This window comes from Sporosarcina sp. FSL W7-1349 (assembly GCF_038003045.1).
Classification (GTDB): Bacteria; Bacillota; Bacilli; order Bacillales_A; family Planococcaceae; genus Sporosarcina.
This window is the reverse complement of record NZ_JBBOOK010000001.1, coordinates 2,220,838-2,240,923: the sequence shown is the minus strand read 5'-3', so window position 1 is coordinate 2,240,923 and position 20,086 is coordinate 2,220,838. Positions and strand designations below refer to the sequence as shown.

The 20,086-nt window shown below is 48.6% G+C and carries 21 protein-coding genes; 20 read left to right on the top strand and 1 reads right to left on the bottom strand.

From position 1 onward, the window contains the following. Positions 1-261: 261 nt before the first annotated feature. Positions 262-774, bottom strand: coding sequence for a DUF2529 family protein (locus MKY41_RS10900; RefSeq protein WP_340745033.1), 513 nt, complete (start codon positions 772-774; stop codon positions 262-264). A gap of 226 nt (positions 775-1,000) precedes the next feature. Here MKY41_RS10900 and MKY41_RS10895 point away from each other — a divergent pair, with 226 nt between their 5' ends. The 20 genes from MKY41_RS10895 to rpiB all read left to right on the top strand — a co-directional run bounded on the left by MKY41_RS10895 (position 1,001) and on the right by rpiB (position 20,080). Beyond that, positions 1,001-3,340, top strand: a complete 2,340-nt coding sequence (locus MKY41_RS10895; RefSeq protein WP_340745032.1) for a sensor histidine kinase — start codon at positions 1,001-1,003, stop codon at positions 3,338-3,340. Then, a complete protein-coding gene (locus tag MKY41_RS10890; protein ID WP_340745031.1) occupies positions 3,330-3,992 on the top strand; it encodes a response regulator transcription factor in 663 nt (220 codons plus the stop codon). The genes MKY41_RS10895 and MKY41_RS10890 overlap by 11 nt, the downstream gene beginning before the upstream one ends. Positions 3,993-4,874: 882 nt before the next feature. Continuing rightward, positions 4,875-5,264: a response regulator gene (locus tag MKY41_RS10885; protein WP_340745030.1), complete on the top strand. Its 390-nt coding sequence runs from the start codon at positions 4,875-4,877 to the stop codon at positions 5,262-5,264. A gap of 356 nt (positions 5,265-5,620) precedes the next feature. Further along, positions 5,621-6,478, top strand: coding sequence for a class II fructose-bisphosphate aldolase (locus tag MKY41_RS10880; protein ID WP_340745029.1), 858 nt, complete (start codon positions 5,621-5,623; stop codon positions 6,476-6,478). Between the two features lie 87 nt (positions 6,479-6,565). Then, positions 6,566-7,213, top strand: a complete 648-nt coding sequence (fsa, locus tag MKY41_RS10875; protein ID WP_340745028.1) for a fructose-6-phosphate aldolase — start codon at positions 6,566-6,568, stop codon at positions 7,211-7,213. A 19-nt stretch (positions 7,214-7,232) separates the two neighbouring features. Continuing rightward, positions 7,233-8,510 carry a UDP-N-acetylglucosamine 1-carboxyvinyltransferase gene (locus tag MKY41_RS10870; RefSeq protein ID WP_340745027.1) on the top strand — a complete coding sequence of 426 codons (1,278 nt, stop codon included), beginning with the start codon at positions 7,233-7,235 and terminating at the stop codon, positions 8,508-8,510. A 117-nt stretch (positions 8,511-8,627) separates the two neighbouring features. Continuing rightward, positions 8,628-9,593, top strand: a complete 966-nt coding sequence (glpX, locus tag MKY41_RS10865; protein ID WP_340745026.1) for a class II fructose-bisphosphatase — start codon at positions 8,628-8,630, stop codon at positions 9,591-9,593. Positions 9,594-9,710: 117 nt separating this feature from the next. Next, on the top strand, positions 9,711-10,994 hold the full coding sequence (gene rho, locus MKY41_RS10860; RefSeq protein WP_340745025.1) for a transcription termination factor Rho: 1,284 nt from the start codon (positions 9,711-9,713) through the stop codon (positions 10,992-10,994). A 228-nt stretch (positions 10,995-11,222) separates the two neighbouring features. Beyond that, entirely contained in the window at positions 11,223-11,438 is a 216-nt protein-coding gene (rpmE, locus tag MKY41_RS10855; protein ID WP_340745024.1) for a 50S ribosomal protein L31, read from the top strand. Positions 11,439-11,514: 76 nt separating this feature from the next. Next, the gene (locus MKY41_RS10850) at positions 11,515-11,658 is read left to right on the top strand and encodes a hypothetical protein (protein ID WP_340745023.1); all 144 of its coding nucleotides are present in this window, start codon (positions 11,515-11,517) and stop codon (positions 11,656-11,658) included. Between the two features lie 142 nt (positions 11,659-11,800). Beyond that, on the top strand, positions 11,801-11,974 hold the full coding sequence (locus tag MKY41_RS10845) for a hypothetical protein (RefSeq protein ID WP_340745022.1): 174 nt from the start codon (positions 11,801-11,803) through the stop codon (positions 11,972-11,974). A gap of 110 nt (positions 11,975-12,084) precedes the next feature. Then, the gene (locus MKY41_RS10840; RefSeq protein ID WP_340745021.1) at positions 12,085-12,690 is read left to right on the top strand and encodes a thymidine kinase; all 606 of its coding nucleotides are present in this window, start codon (positions 12,085-12,087) and stop codon (positions 12,688-12,690) included. 872 nt (positions 12,691-13,562) lie between these two features. After that, positions 13,563-14,639, top strand: coding sequence for a peptide chain release factor 1 (gene prfA / locus MKY41_RS10835; RefSeq protein ID WP_340745020.1), 1,077 nt, complete (start codon positions 13,563-13,565; stop codon positions 14,637-14,639). Next, positions 14,632-15,486 (top strand): peptide chain release factor N(5)-glutamine methyltransferase, encoded by an 855-nt coding sequence (prmC, locus tag MKY41_RS10830; RefSeq protein WP_340745019.1) that lies wholly within the window; start codon positions 14,632-14,634, stop codon positions 15,484-15,486. The genes prfA and prmC overlap by 8 nt, the downstream gene beginning before the upstream one ends. 43 nt (positions 15,487-15,529) lie before the next feature. Then, on the top strand, positions 15,530-16,084 hold the full coding sequence (locus tag MKY41_RS10825) for a stage II sporulation protein R (RefSeq protein WP_340745018.1): 555 nt from the start codon (positions 15,530-15,532) through the stop codon (positions 16,082-16,084). Between the two features lie 60 nt (positions 16,085-16,144). Next, positions 16,145-17,179: an L-threonylcarbamoyladenylate synthase gene (locus MKY41_RS10820; RefSeq protein ID WP_340745017.1), complete on the top strand. Its 1,035-nt coding sequence runs from the start codon at positions 16,145-16,147 to the stop codon at positions 17,177-17,179. 68 nt (positions 17,180-17,247) lie between these two features. Continuing rightward, the gene (locus MKY41_RS10815; RefSeq protein ID WP_340745016.1) at positions 17,248-17,748 is read left to right on the top strand and encodes a manganese efflux pump MntP; all 501 of its coding nucleotides are present in this window, start codon (positions 17,248-17,250) and stop codon (positions 17,746-17,748) included. Between the two features lie 59 nt (positions 17,749-17,807). Next, on the top strand, positions 17,808-18,248 hold the full coding sequence (locus MKY41_RS10810; RefSeq protein WP_340745015.1) for a low molecular weight protein arginine phosphatase: 441 nt from the start codon (positions 17,808-17,810) through the stop codon (positions 18,246-18,248). 2 nt (positions 18,249-18,250) lie between these two features. Next, the gene (locus MKY41_RS10805; protein ID WP_340745014.1) at positions 18,251-19,567 is read left to right on the top strand and encodes a methyl-accepting chemotaxis protein; all 1,317 of its coding nucleotides are present in this window, start codon (positions 18,251-18,253) and stop codon (positions 19,565-19,567) included. Between the two features lie 75 nt (positions 19,568-19,642). Further along, the gene (rpiB, locus tag MKY41_RS10800; protein ID WP_340745013.1) at positions 19,643-20,080 is read left to right on the top strand and encodes a ribose 5-phosphate isomerase B; all 438 of its coding nucleotides are present in this window, start codon (positions 19,643-19,645) and stop codon (positions 20,078-20,080) included. The last annotated feature ends 6 nt before the right edge of the window (positions 20,081-20,086 follow it).

The following is a 20,086-nucleotide window of genomic DNA, read 5'->3' as shown; positions in this document are numbered from 1 at the left end:
TCGGAGTGCTGATAACTTCGCTCAAATGCCGATACCCCGCTCGGAGTACTGATAACTTCACGCAAGTGCTGATACTATACCTGGAGTGCTGATATCTCCGTGCAAGCGCTGATACTTCACGCGGAATGCTGATAACTTCACTCAAGTGCTGATACTATGCCCGGAGTGCCGATAACATCGCGCAAGCGCTGATACCCTACCCGGAGTACTGATAACTCCGCCCAAAGCGCTGATATCTCCCAACACTTCATCTCAACTGTTTCATTCACCAAGCATTTCATCATATACCAATTTCACAGCTTCATAAACGAACAAGGCAGCGAGCGCGTGGGGTTGGACGATGCGGTCTCCGTTTTCCCCGGGCAAGAGCCCTTTCATCAATCCAGTGGAAATATACGTATAGGCCAAATCGGCAAGTTCATTGTCCTCATCCGGTTTTTCGGCGGCCAGCGCACCGAATGGAATGAATTGCTCGGCCAGGCGGCGGGCCAGCTCCAAAGCGGCCGGATCCGTTGCGCTGCGTGTCAACAGCCACACCCGATCCGCCGAACTGATAGGCATGTCCGCTTCATAACGCGCCGCCCCGGCGAACGGTTCCACGCCGCGGAGAGCAGTGGCTGTCACAGCACCCATCTCGCCGACTGCCGCAAAAATGACGCGCCCTTCTCCGGCAGTCGCCTGTGCCAACAGACGGGCTGTTTCCTCCATCGCTTCTTCTTCATTTGTCACGATCCGCTGCAGCAGGCCGCTTACTTGTGTCGATAATATTTTCAACCGTCATCACCTCCCCTTCATTATAAAATCATTCAGGAAAATAAACCGGAATTATGATTCAGTCATTCGCCTAGCTGGGGGCAAGTATTTGTATAAAAAATATAGGAAATTTTGATTATTTTATGGTATGCTGATAGGAAAAGTGAGACCGATTATTACAAAACCGAGTAATTTGGACTACGTTTGCTTAGGGAGTCCGTAGGTTTGTAGGAGACAACGACACAACATGAAACAAGTACATCAAGCATCGGGCTTCTATTTGCTACCGATTGTCCTCTCGGTGATTCTGTTCGGATATTTTACGTTCATCATTTTAACGTATCCGATCATTGGATTGAAAGTAGAGGAAGTGGAAGAAGATCGGTGGGAAGTATCCCACGTGGCCAAGAATGGCTGGGCTATGAGCCATGATATTCATCCAGGAGACACGGTACTATTAGTGGATGGAAAATCTCCGGAACGCCATTCTACCGTTTTCCGCTATCACAGGGTGGAAAAAGCGAAAAACATCACATGGACAAGTGAGAGGGAAATTGTAAAAACAGTGGACGTCAAGGAAGCGACGTTTACCGTGGACACTCTTTTTTATGCCATTATTCCAATACTATTTTGTGCGGCCTCCATTTTACTCAGCGTCTTCCTTTACAGGAAAGCCGGAAATGATCAGGCGGCCCGGATCTTAACTTGCTTCCTGCTGTCCATCGGCTTTTTTTATATGAGCCTTTTTGCGACAGAGCGCGCCGATTTAATCGGCAGACTGTTCTTGATCGCTACTGCGTCAAGCTCGCTCATTTTGTTTGCCCATTTTTTGATGGTTTACTTCCGGAAGCTTGGCATGATCTTTCTACATAAAAAAACGTTAATCGTTCTTTATTTGTTGAATGCTTTTTTGGTAATCATCTCAATCAAGAACCAACTAATACATCATACGATTGAGACGAAACGCTACACTGTGGCCTTTTTTTCTGCGCTTACCGTTTTTCTGGCCATTCTGTTGGTCCGTGCCTATTTGAAATATAGGAATACGGAGAGCAGTGCGGTCATCATCATACTCGGAACGACCTTGCTGTTTGCTTTCGGTCCTTCCGTCTTATTTTCTTTGATTCCTATTGTTTTGGTAGACGAAGCATTGATTCCGCTTGAAATTACAACGGCCTTTATTCTTTGTATCCCTTTCATGTTCATTCACTTGCTGCTTTCGAAACAATTATTTGACGTTGAATTTTTCTTAAGCCGGTTAAAATATTATTCAATCATCTCGTTTCCCTACACCGTTTTATCTGGGCTTTTTTTGCTCATCGTCCTGGATATTGAACAATCGCCATTTCTGTTGATACAAGCCTTTTTTCTTTTATTCATTCTCACGACGGTGGCCTTATATATTAAAGAGATGTTAGATTACAAATTACGACATCATTTATTCTCGCAAAAGAATCAGTATGAAGAGAGTATGTATAAGTTTTTTCAGAAAGCGAAAGCGGAAACCGAAGTGTCAAACTTAATCCGCAATTTGATGAATGAAATTCAAAGAGTTCTCGGCATCGGTAAAGTCGAATACTGTGAACTCGTTCGGGTGGACGGCGAGAGCGTGTGGAAAGTCAAAAACCAGAACGGTCTGAGCGAAATTGTTTCCGATGAGGTTGAGAACCGATGCTGGGAAGTGCTTCCGATTGGGTCGCTGACACGGCTTTCCAATCAAACAGCCCTTCTCATCGGAGAGGAATACGGTATAAGACGACTGATTTTATTAGGAGATAAGTCATCAAAAACACGGCTGAACATGGAGGAGAAGATTTGGCTGGAAACATTGGCCTATCTATCCGGTATCCTGCTTGAAAACTTCCAGCTGATTGAAGGATTGGCGAAGCGAATCGAGGAATACAGATTGGAGCATAAGGCGGAAGAGGAGCATCCGCTTTGGCTATCCCGTCTTTTATTTTCGCTGTCGGAAAAAGAGCGTGCAAACTTATCGAATGATTTGCATGATTCCATATTGCAAGACCAGCTTCAACTTCTGAGGGAGATTGATACGCTTATCCTCAATGAACGGAATTTCATTATTAAAAAGGATTTGAGATATGTTAAAGAACGGATGCTCGACATGGTCCATCTGATCCGGGAGACATGTAATGAGCTGCGGCCTCCTTTTTTGAATGAATTGGGGGTGATCCAGTCGATCCAACATTTGGTCGACCAAACGAAACTTCGGTGCGATTTTTTGCTGGAAGCGGAATTGGATCGGAACCTTCAACGGTTGGACCATGAACTTGAGTTGACTTTATACCGCGTCGTTCAGGAACTGTTAACAAATGCTATGAAACATTCCGAAGCGAGCGAAGTGAAACTTTCTTTGCGGAAAGAGGGACCGTTATTGATTTTGGAATACGGTGACAATGGAATCGGGTTGGATCGGAATGATTTGATGGACTCCTTCCAAACGATGGGTCTTTCTGGAATGCGGGAGAGGGTCAGGAGCATAGGGGGGATCATGTCCATTCGTACGGAAAAAGGTGCAGGCTTGGAAGTGCTATTCGAGTGGAGGATAGGAGGGGGCGATGATGGTTAATGTCTTGATAGTGGACGATCACCCTGCCGTCGGTGAAGGGACGAGGACGATGATCGAACAAGAAGCGGATTGGACAGCGACCGTCATGACGGATCCGGAAGAAGCGCTGCAGGAGATTAGCAAGAGGTCATACGATGTCTACTTGATCGATTTGTTCATGCCCTACATCAATGGCATCGAACTGACGAAGCTGATTTTACAGGAAACTCCGGAAGCGACTATCCTCATTTATACGGGGTTCGATTTAGTGACACACTTCAATATGCTTGTCGAAGTAGGGGTGAAGGGCTTCATCAGCAAAACGGCCACCAAGGAACAATTGATAACGGCAATCCGCTGCGCATTGCGGGATGAAGCGGTCCTTCCTGTCCAATTAGTGAAGCAACTCAGGCGGATGGATGCCCTGCCTTCTACGGACGAAGGGCAGTTGAACATGGGCAATGTACTGCTGACGACAAAAGAACAACAAATTGTGACGGGAATTTCACAAGGGTTGACGAACAAAGTGATCGCTGCTCAACTTTCGATGAGTCAACGGACCGTTGAATATCATTTGACGAAAATTTTCACAAAGTTGAAGGTCAGTTCACGGACAGAAGCCTTGCTGAAAGCGAAAGAATACGGACTCCTCTCTGAGCAGGAGATGAGATGAACGAAGACCGGCCGAGTGTCGGTCTTTTGCGTTTAAAGGTTGCGGAAGCTTCGGCATCCGCCATTATTTGTGCAACCAGGCGATTCCATTACCATTTTTCTGAATCAGGAGTAAGGATCTACTTAATGATTCATTTTTAGTATATATTCCAAATAAACCCACATTATTCAGTAATTCTTTTAATCTTATCATCGCAATAGATACCGGCCTTTGCCACAACTTATGATAAAACTTCCAAAACAAGGAATCGATCTTTCTTCTTATCTCCAATTCGAAAAAAGTATACAGGCAATAAGGCCTATCCACGCAATCCCTCCGTAGAAAACCGCAATTCTAATTACGGTGAAAAAGAACAGAATTTATGTAAAAATAGATAATATTATTACGAGTAAAATAATATTAAAATGTAACCTAAATGGTTGTAATGGTTTACAAAAGGATCGCATTAAATTATTTCAAAATATTAACTAAATCGAAGAGCTTTGCTGCAACCGATTTTATTGTTCCTACAAATGAATTGGAAAAGAGTACTAAATCAATTTACTTTACTTAGTTATAGAAGAATGGCCTCCTTGACTAGAAGGAGAAAAATAGGGAACGGGGAAAACGATCACAGAAGTTTCAACCAATCATTTGTCTGGAAATCCATTCACTCCAGTCTTTCTGAAGGGGTACCCCTACTTTCGAAATAAATTTTTACCTTGTAAAAACCTAATGCAAAAGTTGGGAGAGATCCATATCTCCCAAAAAGCGAAGTAGGGAGACATTTGTCGAATTAGTGAAAAGATGGTTTTTTGGGAAATAAAAGAAGGTAAAATCTTTATTCAGTATAATATATATATCTAATACCAATACATGTGAAATAGGGAAGAAGGTTATCATATGAAATCAATTTTAATCGTTGATGACCAGGCAGGCATCCGTCTTCTGCTAGATGAATTGTTCCGTAAAGAGGGGTATGAGACGCGGCTTGCAGGGAATGGATTGGAAGCGATTCAGGCGATACGGGAGAAAATACCCGGATGCATCCTACTGGATACAAAAATGCCGGGGATGGATGGAATCGAAACGTTAGAACAGTTGAAGGTACTTTGTCCTGAAGTGCCGGTTATCATGATGACGGCTTATGAAGAGAGTGAATTGCCACAAGGGTCGGCCCAGCAGGGGAAGATCCTTTATTTTGCCAAGCCTTTTGACATTTATGAAATCCGGGATACGGTAAATGGATTATTTTTAATCAACGAACGTTCAAATCCTGCTGAACAAAAATAAAAGCCAATCGAACCGCGAAGTGTTCGATTTGCCTTAATTTCTGCGCTTTTTGCAGAAATTAAGGCATCATCAGGACGTTGCGTTCTTGGTCGGCTGGCGGATGTCACGGATTTTTTAGGGGAACTGAAGAGGGCAACCTAAGTTCGCCGCATCGTGCGGCGACAGTTGCATGACCGACGTCCTGCGGGCTCAAATTTGAAAAAATCCGGATCGATCATGCCTTGGTGTGATTGATTTTCCTGCACCTAAGGCGGGCAGTGGAAAACGCGAACTGACTTTGATATGATGGAAAAGGGTAAAATGAAGAAAAATCCTAGATATACTGTCCATTTTCATTATCCAGAGGAGGAATTCGCATGGCACTCGTTTCCATGAAAGAAATGATGATCAAAGGGAAAAAAGAAGGTTATGCAATCGGTCAGTTCAACTTGAACAACCTTGAATATACGCAGGCAATCCTGCAAGCTGCACAAGAAGAGCAATCCCCTGTCATTCTTGGGGTCTCGGAAGGTGCGGGACGATATATGGGTGGCTTCACAACAGTCGTCAATATGGTGAAAGGTCTGATGTACGATTACCAGATCACTGTGCCTGTCGCCATCCATCTGGATCATGGCTCCAGCTTTGAGAAATGCAAGGAGGCGATCGATGCGGGATTCACTTCCGTCATGATCGACGCTTCATCTAAGCCGCTTGCGGAAAACATTGAAATTACGAAAAAGGTCGTTGAATATGCTCATGAGCGCGGTGTTTCCGTCGAGGCGGAACTTGGCGTAGTAGGCGGCCAAGAAGACGATGTCATTGCCGACGGAGTCATTTACGCAGACCCGGCGGAATGCAAGGAGTTGGTTGAAAAGACCAATATCGATTGCTTGGCACCGGCGCTTGGCTCTGTGCATGGCCCTTACAAAGGCGAACCGAATCTTGGTTTCAAAGAGATGGAGGAGATTTCGAGCCAATCCGATTTGCCGCTCGTCCTCCATGGCGGAACGGGAATCCCGACAAAAGATATCCAGCGTGCTATTTCACTAGGGACAGCGAAGATTAACGTCAATACGGAAAACCAGATCGAAGGGACGAAAGCGGTCCGCGAAAAACTGGCATCCGACCTGGACGTCTATGATCCGCGTAAATATTTGGCCCCGATGCGGGATGCCATCAAACAAACGGTGATCGCCAAAATGCGTGAGTTTGGAAGTTCCCAAAAAGCATAATACGCAACAAGATGAAAGGAGAAGCATCCGGATCCCCCGGATGGGTTCTCCTTCTTTTCCATACGACCTATTTAGGAGGACATCGCATTGAAGTTTTTTATTGACACAGCCAATTTTGACGAAATTAAAGAGGCGCATAGTTGGGGTATTTTATCCGGCGTGACGACCAATCCTTCCCTCGTAGCGAAGGAAAACGTATCGTTCCATGACCGGTTGCGTGAAATCACAGCATTGGTACCGGGTTCGGTCAGTGCGGAAGTGATTGCGTTGGATGCGGAAGGAATGATCGAAGAAGGACGGGAATTAGCGAAAATAGCGCCGAATATTACGGTAAAGCTGCCGATGACGCCGGAAGGCCTAAAAGCGTGCCGCGTCTTCGCCGATGAAGGCATTAAAACGAATGTCACATTGATCTTCAGTGCAAACCAAGCACTCCTGGCAGCGCGTGCAGGAGCAACTTACGTATCCCCGTTCCTTGGTCGACTCGATGACATCGGGCATGATGGTATGGCTCTGATCAGCACAATCGCGGATATTTTCACCATCCATGACATCCAGACGGAAATCATAGCAGCCTCTATTCGCCACCCGCAGCATATTACAGACGCTGCTTTGAACGGCGCCCATATCTCTACAACACCATTCAAAGTACTACAGCAGCTTTTCAACCATCCTCTTACAGATAAAGGGATCGAAGCATTCCTGGCGGATTGGGAAGCTAGAAAGAACAAGTGACGTGCCAAAGGAGACCGAAATGGACGTTTATAAAATCAAAGGCGGCAACCCTCTACGCGGGACGATCAAAGTGAGCGGCGCAAAAAACAGCGCCGTCGCCCTGATTCCCGCTTCGATTTTGGCAGACTCGACGGTAACCATTGAAGGACTTCCGGAAATTTCCGATGTCCTGACATTGCAAGCCCTCCTAGAAGATATCGGAGGGAAAGTGTATTTTGACGCCGGAACGATGACGGTCGATCCATCCGAAATGGTATCGATGCCGCTTCCGAACGGCAACGTGAAAAAGCTTCGTGCCTCCTATTACATGATGGGGGCGATGCTTGGACGATTTAAAAGTGCAGTGATCGGACTTCCGGGCGGATGTCACTTGGGCCCCCGTCCAATCGATCAGCATATTAAAGGGTTTGAAGCGCTCGGTGCCAAAGTGACGAACGAGCATGGCGCCATCTACTTGCGCGCTGAGGAATTGCGCGGCGCGAAAATTTATTTGGACGTTGTAAGCGTAGGAGCGACGATCAACATCATGCTGGCAGCCGTCTTGGCGAAAGGTCGGACGACAATCGAAAACGCTGCGAAGGAACCGGAAATCATCGACGTAGCGACCTTATTGTCCAATATGGGAGCCAATATTAAAGGGGCCGGCACGAATGTCATCCGGATCGAAGGGGTTGAGAGACTGCATGGCACAAAGCATACGATCATCCCCGACCGGATCGAAGCCGGCACGTTCATGATCATGGCAGCTGTAGCGGGCGATGGAATAACGATCGACAACGTCATCCCGCTGCATGTTGAATCCTTGACGGCTAAATTACGGGAAATGGGCATAGATGTCCGTGAAGGGGAAGAAAAGATCTTCATTCCCAAAGCTCCCGACTTGCGTGCGGTCGATGTTAAAACGCTTGTCTACCCCGGTTTTCCGACGGATCTCCAGCAGCCATTCTCCGTCCTGCTTACGCAGGCCGCCGGAACTTCCGTCATTACGGACACCGTCTATTCGGCAAGATTCAAGCAGTTGGATGAATTGCGGCGGATGAACGCCGATGCCCGGGTCGAAGGTCGATCGGGTATCTTGAACGGGCCGACGCCATTGCAAGCGGCGACTGTTCGTGCTTCGGATTTGCGGGCAGGGGCAGCCCTTGTCATCGCAGGTTTGATTGCGGATGGAGAAACGGAAGTCCAGGAAATCCAACATATCGAAAGAGGCTATAGCAATCTGATTGAAAAGCTTCGGGGAATCGGGGCCGATATCCGGAAGGAAAGCATCACCCAAACCGCCGTCGTGGGCGAATGAAACCGCATGGCGTTTTCGGAGAATGTGTTATAATTGATTGAAGAAGCAAATCTTACGGAAGAAATTGGTCAGAGGAACCAAACTCATGGCTGAACCCGTAACACAGGAGGAACTTGAATGGAACGCAGTTTATCGATGGAATTGGTTCGAGTCACAGAAGCAGCTGCCGTATCGGCGGCCCGCTGGATGGGACGCGGATTGAAAAATGAAGCGGATGACGCCGCGACTACAGCGATGCGCACCGTCTTCGATACAATCCCGATGCAAGGCGTCGTCGTCATAGGCGAAGGGGAGATGGATGAAGCACCGATGCTTTATATCGGTGAAGAACTCGGAACTGGCCAAGGACCAGCCGTGGACGTAGCCGTCGACCCGCTGGAAGGTACGAATATCGTGGCAGCAGGCGGCTGGAATGCGCTGGCAGTCATCGCCATTGCGGACGAAGGCAACCTCTTGAATGCGCCGGATATGTATATGAATAAAATTGCGGTCGGTCCGGAAGCGGTCGGGAAAATCGATATCGATGCGTCCGTCACAGATAACCTGCTAGCCGTAGCAAAAGCGAAAAACAAAAATATCGAAGATGTGGTGGCGACTGTCCTCAATAGGGAACGCCATGCCAAAATCATCGAAGAAATCCGTGCTGCCGGAGCTCGCATCAAACTGATCAATGACGGGGATGTAGCGGCTGCCATCAATACAGCATTTGACGAAACAGGCGTGGATATCCTCTTCGGTTTGGGAGGCGCACCGGAAGGCGTCATTGCAGCTGTTGGACTGAAATGTCTCGGCGGGGAAATTCAAGGCCGTCTCGTGCCATCCAATGACGAAGAAGCGGAACGTTGTAAGAAAATGGGGATCGATGTGAGTAAAGTGCTTCGCATGGAAGACCTGGTGAAAGGCGACGACGCGATCTTCGCTGCGACAGGTGTGACAGACGGCGAATTGCTCCGCGGTGTACAATTCAAAGGTTCCTATAGTGAAACACATTCACTTGTCATGCGGTCCAAGTCGGGGACGATTCGATTTGTCGAAGGCCGCCACAGCATGAAGAAAAAACCTCTACTCGTCATGCAGGATTGATTTACCTCAGCGCCCGGCTTACCCGCCGGGCACCTTCTACCTTGGAAAATCGGACGACCTACCTTTTTGAACACAACCTCAAATGCAATCCATTAAGATAAAGCGTGGTGCCATTCTATGACAATGATTACGATATCGGCGCTGGAAAATATGACATTGAAAGAGTTATATTCCCTCGCGAAACAATACAAGATTTCTTACTATAGCAAATTAACAAAAAAAGAATTGATCTTCGCCATCCTGAAATCGAGGGCGGAGCAGGAAGGCTATTTCTTCATGGAAGGTGTCCTGGAGATTATCCAGTCGGAAGGGTACGGATTCCTGCGGCCGATTAACTATTCGCCGAGCTCGGAGGATATTTATATTTCCGCTTCGCAAATCCGCCGCTTCGACTTGCGGAATGGTGATAAAGTGACCGGGAAAGTGCGACCGCCGAAAGAATCGGAACGTTACTACGGCTTGCTCCATGTGGAAGCAGTCAACGGCGAAGACCCGGAGGTCGCTCGGGAACGGGTACATTTCCCGGCCTTGACGCCACTTTATCCAGATCGGCATATTAAGCTGGAAACAAGTCCGACCAAATTATCCACACGGATCATGGACTTGGTATCACCGGTCGGTTTCGGGCAACGGGGCTTGATCGTCGCGCCGCCGAAAGCCGGTAAAACGATGTTGTTGAAAGAAATCGCCAACTCCATTACGACGAATCATCCGGAAACGGAACTGATTGTCCTATTGATCGACGAGCGGCCGGAAGAGGTAACGGACATCGAACGATCCGTCAAAGCAGATGTCGTCAGTTCGACGTTTGACGAAGTGCCGGAAAACCATGTGAAAGTGGCGGAGCTCGTATTGGAACGGGCGATGCGCCTCGTCGAGCATAAGCGTGACGTTGTCATCCTAATGGATTCTATCACTCGGTTGGCGCGTGCATATAACTTAGTCATCCCGCCAAGCGGTCGGACGTTATCCGGGGGGATCGACCCGGCTGCATTCCATCGTCCGAAGCGATTTTTCGGAGCGGCTCGTAATCTAGAAGAAGGCGGTAGTTTGACAATCCTCGCAACCGCTTTGATCGATACGGGCTCCCGCATGGACGAAGTCATTTATGAGGAGTTTAAAGGGACAGGCAACATGGAACTTCATTTGGACCGTCACCTGGCAGAACGCCGGGTATTTCCGGCGCTCGACATCCGCCGCTCGGGAACGCGAAAAGAGGAGCTGCTCATTCCGGCCGAACAGTTGGAGAAGCTATGGGCCATCCGCAAAACGTTCTCCGATGCGCCTGATTTCGCAGAGCGTTTCCTGAAAAAACTTCGCCAGACAAAGACGAACGATGAGTTTTTCGACGTGTTGAATGAAGAGATGAAAGCGCACCGGAAAGGCAAAGGCCTTTTGTAATGTCGTCGAGAAGGGAAGTACGGAAGCCCGGGCTTTACGGGCGTGCCACGCTTTCTTAAATGGGCGATAAAAATGGTTGCGGAATCCACCGAGATTTGCTATAATGCTTTAGGTATGGTATATACCATCATCTGCTGCATATACGACTGGCAGATCCGGGTCGTGTAAGGCATCAGTCTTATATAACAACTCTGTTCCAGATGGTTCAGGGCGAGAGGAGAGAGATTGATGAAAGCAGGAATTCATCCAGCTTATAAAACAGCAACTGTTACTTGTTCATGTGGCAACACATTCGAAACAGGTTCTGTTAAAGAGGACATCCGCGTGGAAGTTTGCTCAGCATGCCACCCATTCTACACTGGACGCCAAAAATTTGCTGCAGCGGACGGCCGTGTCGACCGCTTCAACAAAAAATATGGCCTCAAAGAAGAAGGCCAAGAGTAAGCTTTTCACATACCCGTCAGGTGCCAACGCGCCTGGCGGGTATTTCATTTTCTGATGGCGGCGGGAGGAAACATTCATGGCCCGGCCGGACTGTCATGGGGAAAAGTGGAACTGTCATGGCGAATGGGAGAACTGTAAGGGCTCGGGTGAAAACTGTCATGGCTCAGTCGAATTGTCATGGGGAAAAGTAGAACTGTCATGGCAAATGGGAGAACTGTGAGGGCTCGGACAGAAACTGTCATGGCCCGGTCGAATTGTCATGGGGAAAAGTAGAACTGTCATGGCAAATGGGAGAACTGTAAGGGCTCGGGTGAAAACTGTCATGGCTCAGTCGAATTGTCATGGGGAAAAGTAGAACTGTCATGGCAAATAGGAGAACTGTGAGGGCTCGGACAGAAACTGTCATGGCCCGGCCGGATTGTCATGGGGAAAAGTGGAACTGTCATGGCGAATGGGGAAACTGTGAGGGCCCGGTCGAAAACTGTCATGGCTGTACTGATTATGAAAGCATTGGTTTGAGAAAAGGCGTTTTGTGAAGTGGTAGTCCAGATCGGGTGTGCGAATTGGAGTGTTATTTGGCATTCTGGTCTTAATACATAGACATCGCAAAGTTATTAATTGCAGAAAACGAAAGGGGGAACCCTACATGTACGTCACGATGCAGGGCGGATGGATTGAGGTCATTTGCGGGAGCATGTTTTCAGGAAAGTCCGAGGAATTGATACGGCGTGTAAGGCGCGCGCAGTTTGCCAAGCAGAAAATTGCGGTGTTCAAACCGGAAATCGATGACCGGTATAGCGAAGAGGCAGTGGTCAGCCATAATGGGACGACCGTCATTGCCAATCCGGTTGCAAGTTCAAGCCATATTGAAGAGTTTGTCACCGAAGATTATGACGTCATCGCCATCGATGAAGCGCAGTTTTTTGACGAAGGCATTGTCGATACGGTGATGGAGTTGGCCGATCGAGGTTTCCGCGTCATTATTGCGGGGCTGGATCAGGATTTCCGCGGTGAACCGTTTGGACCGATGCCGCGTCTTATGGCAGTTGCGGAACATGTCACTAAATTGCAGGCCGTCTGCACGGTATGCGGATCGCCCGCAAGCCGAACCCAGCGGCTGATCGACGGCACACCCGCCGGTTACGATGATCCTGTCATTTTGGTCGGTGCTTCTGAAGCATATGAGCCCCGCTGCAGATTACATCATGAAGTCCCGAAAGGCATCAGCGTTAATCCTTTGTCTAAAGAATAGAAAGTGCATCCCGTCCGGCGGTCGCCGGGCGGTTTTTTTGTATGGCGGGAACGTTTCGAGGTTTGGGTGTGAATGTTGTGAGGTGGGCCTCAAATGTTTAGAAGTCCCAGTGAAACATTGTGAAGTGTGTAAGAAACGTTTCAAAGATCGCCTGAAACATTGTGAGGTGGTGAAAACGTTTTGAGGTCAGAGTAAAATGTTGTGGGATGGGAGTGAAACATTTCGAGGTAGAGATAAAACGTTGTGAACTGAGCGAAAAATGTTTAGAAGTGTCCAATCGTTTTGAGGTTTGTTGAAAATGTTGTGAGGCTGTCCTAAAATGTTTCGAGGTTCAGGGGAAACATTGTGAAGTGTGTAAGAAACGTTTCAAAGATCGCCTGAAACATTGTGAGGTGGTGAAAACGTTTTGAAGTCAGGGTAAAATGTTGTGGGATGGGAGTGAAACATTTCGAGGTAGAGATAAAACGTTGTGAACTGAGCGAAAAATGTTTAGAAGTGTCCAATCGTTTTGAGGTTTGTTGAAAATGTTGTGAGGCTGCCCTAAAATGTTTCGAGCAGGAATAAAACGTTATGAACTAATCCAAAAACATTTAGAAGTGCCTAGCCGTTTCGAGGTTGAGTGGAACTGTTGTAAGGTAACATCGAAACGTTTTAAGGTTCAGCCGCACATTGTGAGGTATAGCGGAATGCTTTGAAGCACAGCGAGGTCCCAGCTGGGATCTGAGCCGGGATCCCAATCATATACAATGTCCGCCCTGAATCTGTTGCAGCTCCACTCCTACGCCCCCAGTTCCAAAGAAACCACTGTATTTCCCCCCGCGTTTCCCGTACAATGAACGTACAAAACAGTCCTAAAGATGAGGTGTGCAAGAATGTTTGAGAGGCTGCAGGCAGTGGAGGATCGATATGAGCATCTGAATGAGTTGCTGAGTGATCCTGAGGTGGTTAGTGATATGACGAAGCTTCGGGAGTATTCGAAAGAGCAGTCGGGATTGCAGGAGACTGTGGAGACATATCGCTCTTATAAACAAGTGAAATCCGAGTTGGATAGTGCTAAAGAGATGTTGCAAGAATCGCTCGATGACGATATGAAAGAGCTGGTCAAGCTGGAAGTGGCGGAGCTTTCCGATCGAATAGAGGAATTGGAGGGCCAGTTGAAATTATTGCTTGTGCCGAAAGATCCGAACGATAGTAAGAACGTTATTATGGAGATCCGTGGGGCAGCCGGCGGAGATGAGGCGGCGCTGTTTGCGGCGAGCCTGTTCCGCATGTACAGCCGGTATGCGGAGCACAACAACTGGAAAATTGAAGTGATGGATTCCTCGCCGACTGAGCTGGGCGGTTTCAAGGAGATCATTTTCCTTGTCAATGGTGCGGGGGCCTACTCCAAACTGAAGTTTGAGAATGGGGCGCACCGGGTTCAGCGTGTGCCGGAAACTGAATCGGGTGGGCGGATTCATACGTCCACCGCGACGGTTGCTTGCTTGCCGGAAGCGGAGGAAGTCGAAATCGACATCCATGAGAAAGATATCCGGACAGATACGTTTGCCTCGTCCGGTCCCGGGGGGCAGTCCGTCAATACGACGATGTCCGCGGTTCGCTTGACGCATCTTCCGACGGGCATCACGGTATCTTGCCAAGACGAAAAATCGCAAATTAAAAATAAAGAGAAGGCGATGAAAGTGCTGCGTGCCCGGATTTACGACAAATTCACCCGGGAAGCGCAGGCGGAATACGATGAAAAGCGGAAATCCGCCGTTGGGACAGGAGACCGTTCCGAACGGGTGCGCACGTATAATTTTCCGCAAAACCGAGTGACGGACCACCGCATCGGTTTGACAATCCAAAAATTGGATCAAATTATCGAAGGAAAACTCGACGAAGTCATCGATGCACTCATCATGGAGGAGCAGGCGTATCGTCTGGAAAGCTTGGATCGCCATGACTGAGAAAATCCACGAGGCGCTGCATCGCGCCTCTTCTTTATTGGAAGTGCGCGGGCTCGAACCGAATACTGCGCGTCTGTTAATGGAGTCGGTGACTGGGAAAAGGGGCGCTGCACTACTCGCAGATTTACGCGAACCATTGACCCCTGGGCAACATGAAATGTTTTGGAATCAAACCGAAGAACTGCTCACGGGAAAACCCGTCCAATATATTATCGGCGCCGAAGATTTCTATGGGCGCTCATTCCGTGTCAATGAACATGTCCTCATTCCGCGACCGGAGACGGAAGAACTTGTGCTGGGGGCAATCCAACGTGCCCGTTCGCTCTTCGGCGACCAAGCGATCTGGGTGGCGGATATCGGCACCGGTAGCGGCGCAATTGCCGTCACGTTCAAAAAGGAGTGGCCCGAAGCGATCGTGAGCGCAACGGATATTAGCGAGGAAGCGCTCGCCGTAGCGGCAGAAAATGCAGTTCGTCATGGGGCAGATGTGACGTTCCTGCAAGGCGACATGGCGGAACCGCTCGCCGGTCGAAAATGGGATATCATCCTCTCCAATCCTCCGTATATCGCTATAGGGGAGGCCGAGCAAATGTCGGCAACCGTCCTCGATCATGAACCGCATGGCGCTTTATTCGCGGAAGAGGAGGGGCTGTTCTTCTACCAGAAGCTTGCCGAAACTTTGCCTCCGTTAATGAAGACGCCCGGTTTGATCGGATTGGAAATCGGCCATTTGCAAGGGTCCGCTGTTCGCCGCCTGTTCGAAAAAGCGTTCCCTGGGGCGGCGGTCGAAGTGGAGAAAGATATTAACGGCAAGGATCGGATGATATTTTGCAAGATTGGTGAATAGATTTCTCCTCCCCTGGTAACAATGCAGGTAGGAGGGGAACGATATGTTGCCAGATTACGTGATTACGAGAAAGAAAACAATTGTGGATAAAATTTTGCCATTCATCGAGATGATTCTTCTGCTCATCATCGTCCAAGCAGCCATCGCCTTATTGACGATGGCGCCGGAAGAGGAAGAGACAATTCGGTTCCGGGTGTTGGCTCATTCCGATGCGCCCGCTGACCAGCACGTCAAGCAGGAGATTCAACAGTCGATTGCACCTTTGATTGAGCAGGCGCTAGCTTCGTCCGGTTCGAAGGCGGAGATTGTGGATAACTTGGAAGCGGTGGAACATGAGATTGTGGCCATTGCCGACAGTTTGGCGGGAGGCCGTGATATTTCCTTTGTCAGGACGGATGCCCTGTTTCCGCCGAAGCGTTCAGGCTACTTCATTCACCCACAGGCGCGATACGATGCCTATATTTTGACGATTGGCAGCGGGCGTGGGGATAATTGGTGGTGTGCATTATTTCCAAAAGTCTGTTTTCCAGACAAAGAGAAAGAGGATGAAAAGGTTAAATTCTTCATCTGGGAGTGGATAAAAAAGCTGTTTGATTAAATTTATCAACAAAAAATGTGGATAAGTTGTTGAAGATGTGCATAAAAGGGGGTTTATTGAATGGAAACGATCCTCATTTCCGTGGATAACTCTATGGATAATGAAAATATTTATAAACAAGCTGTGGATATATTGAAAAAGGGGGGCGTCGTCTCTTTTCCGACCGAGACAGTATACGGACTTGGTGCCGTGGCAACGGACGAAGCGGCCGTGCGGAAAATTTTCGAAGCCAAAGGGCGGCCCTCCGACAATCCGCTCATTGTACATATTGGCAATGCTGAAGAGGTCGAGAAGTTTGCGACCGGCATTACGGCTGATGCGAAAAAGCTTATGAAAGCATTTTGGCCGGGCCCCCTCACCTTGGTGTTTGAAATGAAACCTGGACAGATTGCGCCGAATGTGACGCCGGGTGTGGAGACGGTCGGCATCCGGATGCCCGATCATCCGGTAGCGATCCGTCTATTGCGTGCGCTGGGCGAGCCGGTAGCTGCGCCAAGTGCAAACCGGAGCGGCAAACCGAGTCCAACGGAAGCAACTCATGTGTTGGATGATCTGGATGGGCGGATTCCAATGATTCTGGACGGGGGACGGACGGGAGTCGGCGTCGAATCTACAGTTCTTGACATGACCACAGTACCACCGACCATTTTAAGACCGGGAAATACAACGCAGGAAATGATCGAGGAAGTGATCGGCCCGGTTCAAAACGAGGTCGGTGAAATCGAAAAGGCTCCCCGTTCTCCAGGGATGAAATATACTCATTATGCCCCCGACGCCCCTTTATTCGTCATTCATCCAGATGGTCGGAAATTGGAGGTGGCGATCCAAACTTTGCAAAGCGAAGGGAAGAAGGTCGCGGTCGTTGGTCCGGATGAAATGCAAACGGATGCGGCGGATTGGTATTTTTCCATCGGTTCGCTGCATAATCACGAAGCGATGGCGTCCAATTTATATCGGGCGCTCCGCCAATGCGATATGACGAAAGCGGACATCATCCTCGCCGTGGAGACTGATTTGAGCGGGGTCGGAGTGGCCGTGATGAACCGCCTAATAAAAGCGGCGGATGGAAAACAATATAGCGATCGAACTGAATGATCGAATATGTATGACCTCCTTGGCATCCGCATAAGATGGACGGATGTGGTTTGCAAGGAGGTTTTCAATTGGCGGAACTTTTCGCGGCGGGTGTGACGACTCTTGACATTATAATCGTCTATGCGCTCTTACAAGTGAGGCGGGGTAGAATGTTCCTCGCATTGTGGACAGCTTTTCTCAATACTGCACTCCCTTTCATCGGTTACGGGATGGGGGAGTTTTCGGCGCATCTCTTTTCGGAATGGAGCAGTTTGCTTTCCGGCGTCCTGCTGGCGTTGATCGGCCTGCATATGCTTCTCCAAGATGATGGCGGTCCACAGGCGAAACAAGTGCACCCATTCCTAGTCGCCCTGGCGGTGAGTCTGGATTCCTTTTCGGTCAGCGTTTCTTTTGGTATGCTTCAAATGAATAAATTTCTATTTATTGCTGCCTCCGGATTCTTCTCCCTTTTTTTTGCTTATGCCGTTCTCGTATTACGGACCAAGCTTGGTATAAAAAATGGAAGAGTTCTAAGGATTATAGCAGGGTCTGTTTTGACGATTATGGGGATTATGTCTTGTTTTAGTTGAAAATATCTATTCCTTAATTCATAAAGATTCGTTATTCTTAAGAGAGATGGTGATTTTGGATGAACATTTACATGATTTGTACTGGAAATACATGCAGAAGTCCGATGGCAGAAGCAATTTTACGAGCAAAAGAATTGGAAGGCGTAGAAGTCCGGTCGGCGGGAATCCATGCGATGGATGGAGCTCCAATCTCTTCGAATGCCCAGCAATTGATCGAAGAAGCGGGTATGCCGTATACGCCGGTTTCCCATTCGTTATCGGAAGAGAATTTGGATTGGGCGGATGCTGTGTTGACGATGACGGGGGCGCATCGATCGGTATTGCACGAAGCTTATCCGGCCTTGTCACATAAGATTTTCACAATCAAAGAATTTGTACGACCTGATGCAATGGAAGATGTGCAAGATCCATTTGGCGGAAGTCTGGAAATCTATCGCCGCACATTCGAAGAGTTGGTGCAAATTATGGACGAGCTGGAGCGGAAATTGACGGAGGGATGAAAATGAAGAGAAACGGGAAAAAATTTGGGTTACGAAAGAAATTGGTCCTTTTTGTAGCAATTTTGGCTATCATCACTTATTCCACAAGCGCATTTTTCATCTACGTGCTGCAGCCAAATTTCTTCCCGGACTTTGAACCGTTCTGGTTTGCGATCATGACGTTCGCCATGGGGATTGCGTGGTCGGCCATTTTGGCGGCCGTATTCGGCACGATATTAACGAAAGCACTGCAGAAGTTGGAGGAAGCGGCCATTCAAGTCGCGGAAGGGAAACTTGCGACAGAGGTCGAGCTGCCGAAGACGTCAGATGAAATCCGCTCTGTGGCAGAGGCATTTTTCCAAATGCTTGAGAACTTGCGGACGATTGTTGGCCAAATCGAGGAGAACTTCAAGCAGACAGCGAGTACGGTCGATCATTTATCCATAGAGACAGGCACTGCTGCAAGACAGGCGGATGCTGTCGCCATGACGATCATGGAGATTTCGTCCGGTGCCGAGGAGTCTGCAGCCTCCATCCAAGAAACGGCGGAAGCGATTGAAGAAGTCCGGGTGCTGGCTGTCGAAGTGAATGGCAGAGCGGAAAGTTCCAAGATTCAATCGCAAGAGATGTTAGCGGAATTAACCCATACGACAGCTACATTCCGTTCCTTGGTGGAAGGGATCCGCAACATGGCGGACCGGAGTGAATTATCACTTGGAACCATCCGCCAGTTGGACGACAATGCGCAAAAAATCGGTGAGATCGTTCAACTGGTCGGCAACATCGCAGCGCAAACGAATCTTCTTGCTTTGAACGCGTCCATTGAAGCGGCGCGGGCGGGCGAGCATGGGAAAGGCTTTGCGGTTGTAGCGGAAGAGGTCCGGGTGCTGGCGGATGAAAGTGCAAAAGCCGTCCAAGGTATTTCTACATTAGTCTCCACAATCCAGACAGATGTCACGAAAGTTGTCCAGGAAATTGAGGAGCAGGTCAGAACGGCAGTCATCGAAGCCGAACGGGCGAATGAGACAAGCAGTGACATGGAAGCGATGACCGGTAAAGTGAATGGCATGGCGGATTCTGTAGTAGAGATCACCAAATTCGTCGAGAACCAGCTTGCCAGCATCGAAACGACAGCGCGCCAGTCCAGGGAGGTGGCTGCCATTGCTGAAGAGACATCAGCCGGGGCAGAAGAGGTTAGAGCTGCCACGGAAGAACAAGTGCAGTCCATCGAAAAAGCAGATGAAATTGCAGCTCATTTGAAAAAACAAGCAGAAGGTCTTTACGAAGTCATCAAACAATTCGATCGAAATGATGATAATTTCGGAAAACACAACCGGTAAATTCAACTGGGTTGTGTTTTTTTTGTCGAATTGGTGGTAGAATGTTTGTGAGTATATTACGAAAAGAGGGACGCAGTGAAAATCGCGATTTCTTCAGATCATGGCGGCAATAATTTGCGCCGTGAGATCATTCAATTACTGGTTGAGATGAACATCGAATATGTTGACTTCGGACCAGATTCGGAGGATTCTGTCGATTATCCGGATTTTGCCGAACCGGTCGCCACGGGAGTCGCCCTAGGGAACTTCGACCGTGGCATTCTGATTTGCGGAACCGGAATCGGCATGTCCATTGCTGCAAATAAAGTGAAAGGCATCCGTTGCGCGCTAGTCCATGACGTGTTCAGTGCCAAAGCGACACGTCAGCATAACGATTCGAACGTGCTGGCGATGGGAGAGCGGGTCATCGGTCCTGGATTGGCACGGGAAATCGTGTCGACTTGGCTGAAAACGCCTTTCGAAGGCGGGCGTCACGAGCGTCGGATTGGCAAGCTGATGGAGCTCGAGGAGTAAGGAAGG

Bases quoted from the DNA above. Each gene is read 5' to 3' on its own strand.
- MKY41_RS10895 (WP_340745032.1), top strand. From the start codon at position 1,001: ATGAAACAAGTACATCAAGCATCGGGCTTCTATTTGCTACCGATTGTC.
- MKY41_RS10890 (WP_340745031.1), top strand. From the start codon at position 3,330: ATGATGGTTAATGTCTTGATAGTGGACGATCACCCTGCCGTCGGTGAA.
- prmC (WP_340745019.1), top strand. From the start codon at position 14,632: ATGACTGAGAAAATCCACGAGGCGCTGCATCGCGCCTCTTCTTTATTG.
- MKY41_RS10845 (WP_340745022.1), top strand. From the start codon at position 11,801: ATGGCAAATAGGAGAACTGTGAGGGCTCGGACAGAAACTGTCATGGCC.
- prfA (WP_340745020.1), top strand. From the start codon at position 13,563: ATGTTTGAGAGGCTGCAGGCAGTGGAGGATCGATATGAGCATCTGAAT.
- rho (WP_340745025.1), top strand. From the start codon at position 9,711: ATGACAATGATTACGATATCGGCGCTGGAAAATATGACATTGAAAGAG.
- MKY41_RS10820 (WP_340745017.1), top strand. From the start codon at position 16,145: ATGGAAACGATCCTCATTTCCGTGGATAACTCTATGGATAATGAAAAT.
- MKY41_RS10850 (WP_340745023.1), top strand. From the start codon at position 11,515: ATGGCCCGGCCGGACTGTCATGGGGAAAAGTGGAACTGTCATGGCGAA.
- MKY41_RS10805 (WP_340745014.1), top strand. From the start codon at position 18,251: ATGAAGAGAAACGGGAAAAAATTTGGGTTACGAAAGAAATTGGTCCTT.
- MKY41_RS10825 (WP_340745018.1), top strand. From the start codon at position 15,530: ATGTTGCCAGATTACGTGATTACGAGAAAGAAAACAATTGTGGATAAA.
- MKY41_RS10810 (WP_340745015.1), top strand. From the start codon at position 17,808: ATGAACATTTACATGATTTGTACTGGAAATACATGCAGAAGTCCGATG.
- MKY41_RS10870 (WP_340745027.1), top strand. From the start codon at position 7,233: ATGGACGTTTATAAAATCAAAGGCGGCAACCCTCTACGCGGGACGATC.
- MKY41_RS10885 (WP_340745030.1), top strand. From the start codon at position 4,875: ATGAAATCAATTTTAATCGTTGATGACCAGGCAGGCATCCGTCTTCTG.
- glpX (WP_340745026.1), top strand. From the start codon at position 8,628: ATGGAACGCAGTTTATCGATGGAATTGGTTCGAGTCACAGAAGCAGCT.
- MKY41_RS10840 (WP_340745021.1), top strand. From the start codon at position 12,085: ATGTACGTCACGATGCAGGGCGGATGGATTGAGGTCATTTGCGGGAGC.
- MKY41_RS10880 (WP_340745029.1), top strand. From the start codon at position 5,621: ATGGCACTCGTTTCCATGAAAGAAATGATGATCAAAGGGAAAAAAGAA.
- rpmE (WP_340745024.1), top strand. From the start codon at position 11,223: ATGAAAGCAGGAATTCATCCAGCTTATAAAACAGCAACTGTTACTTGT.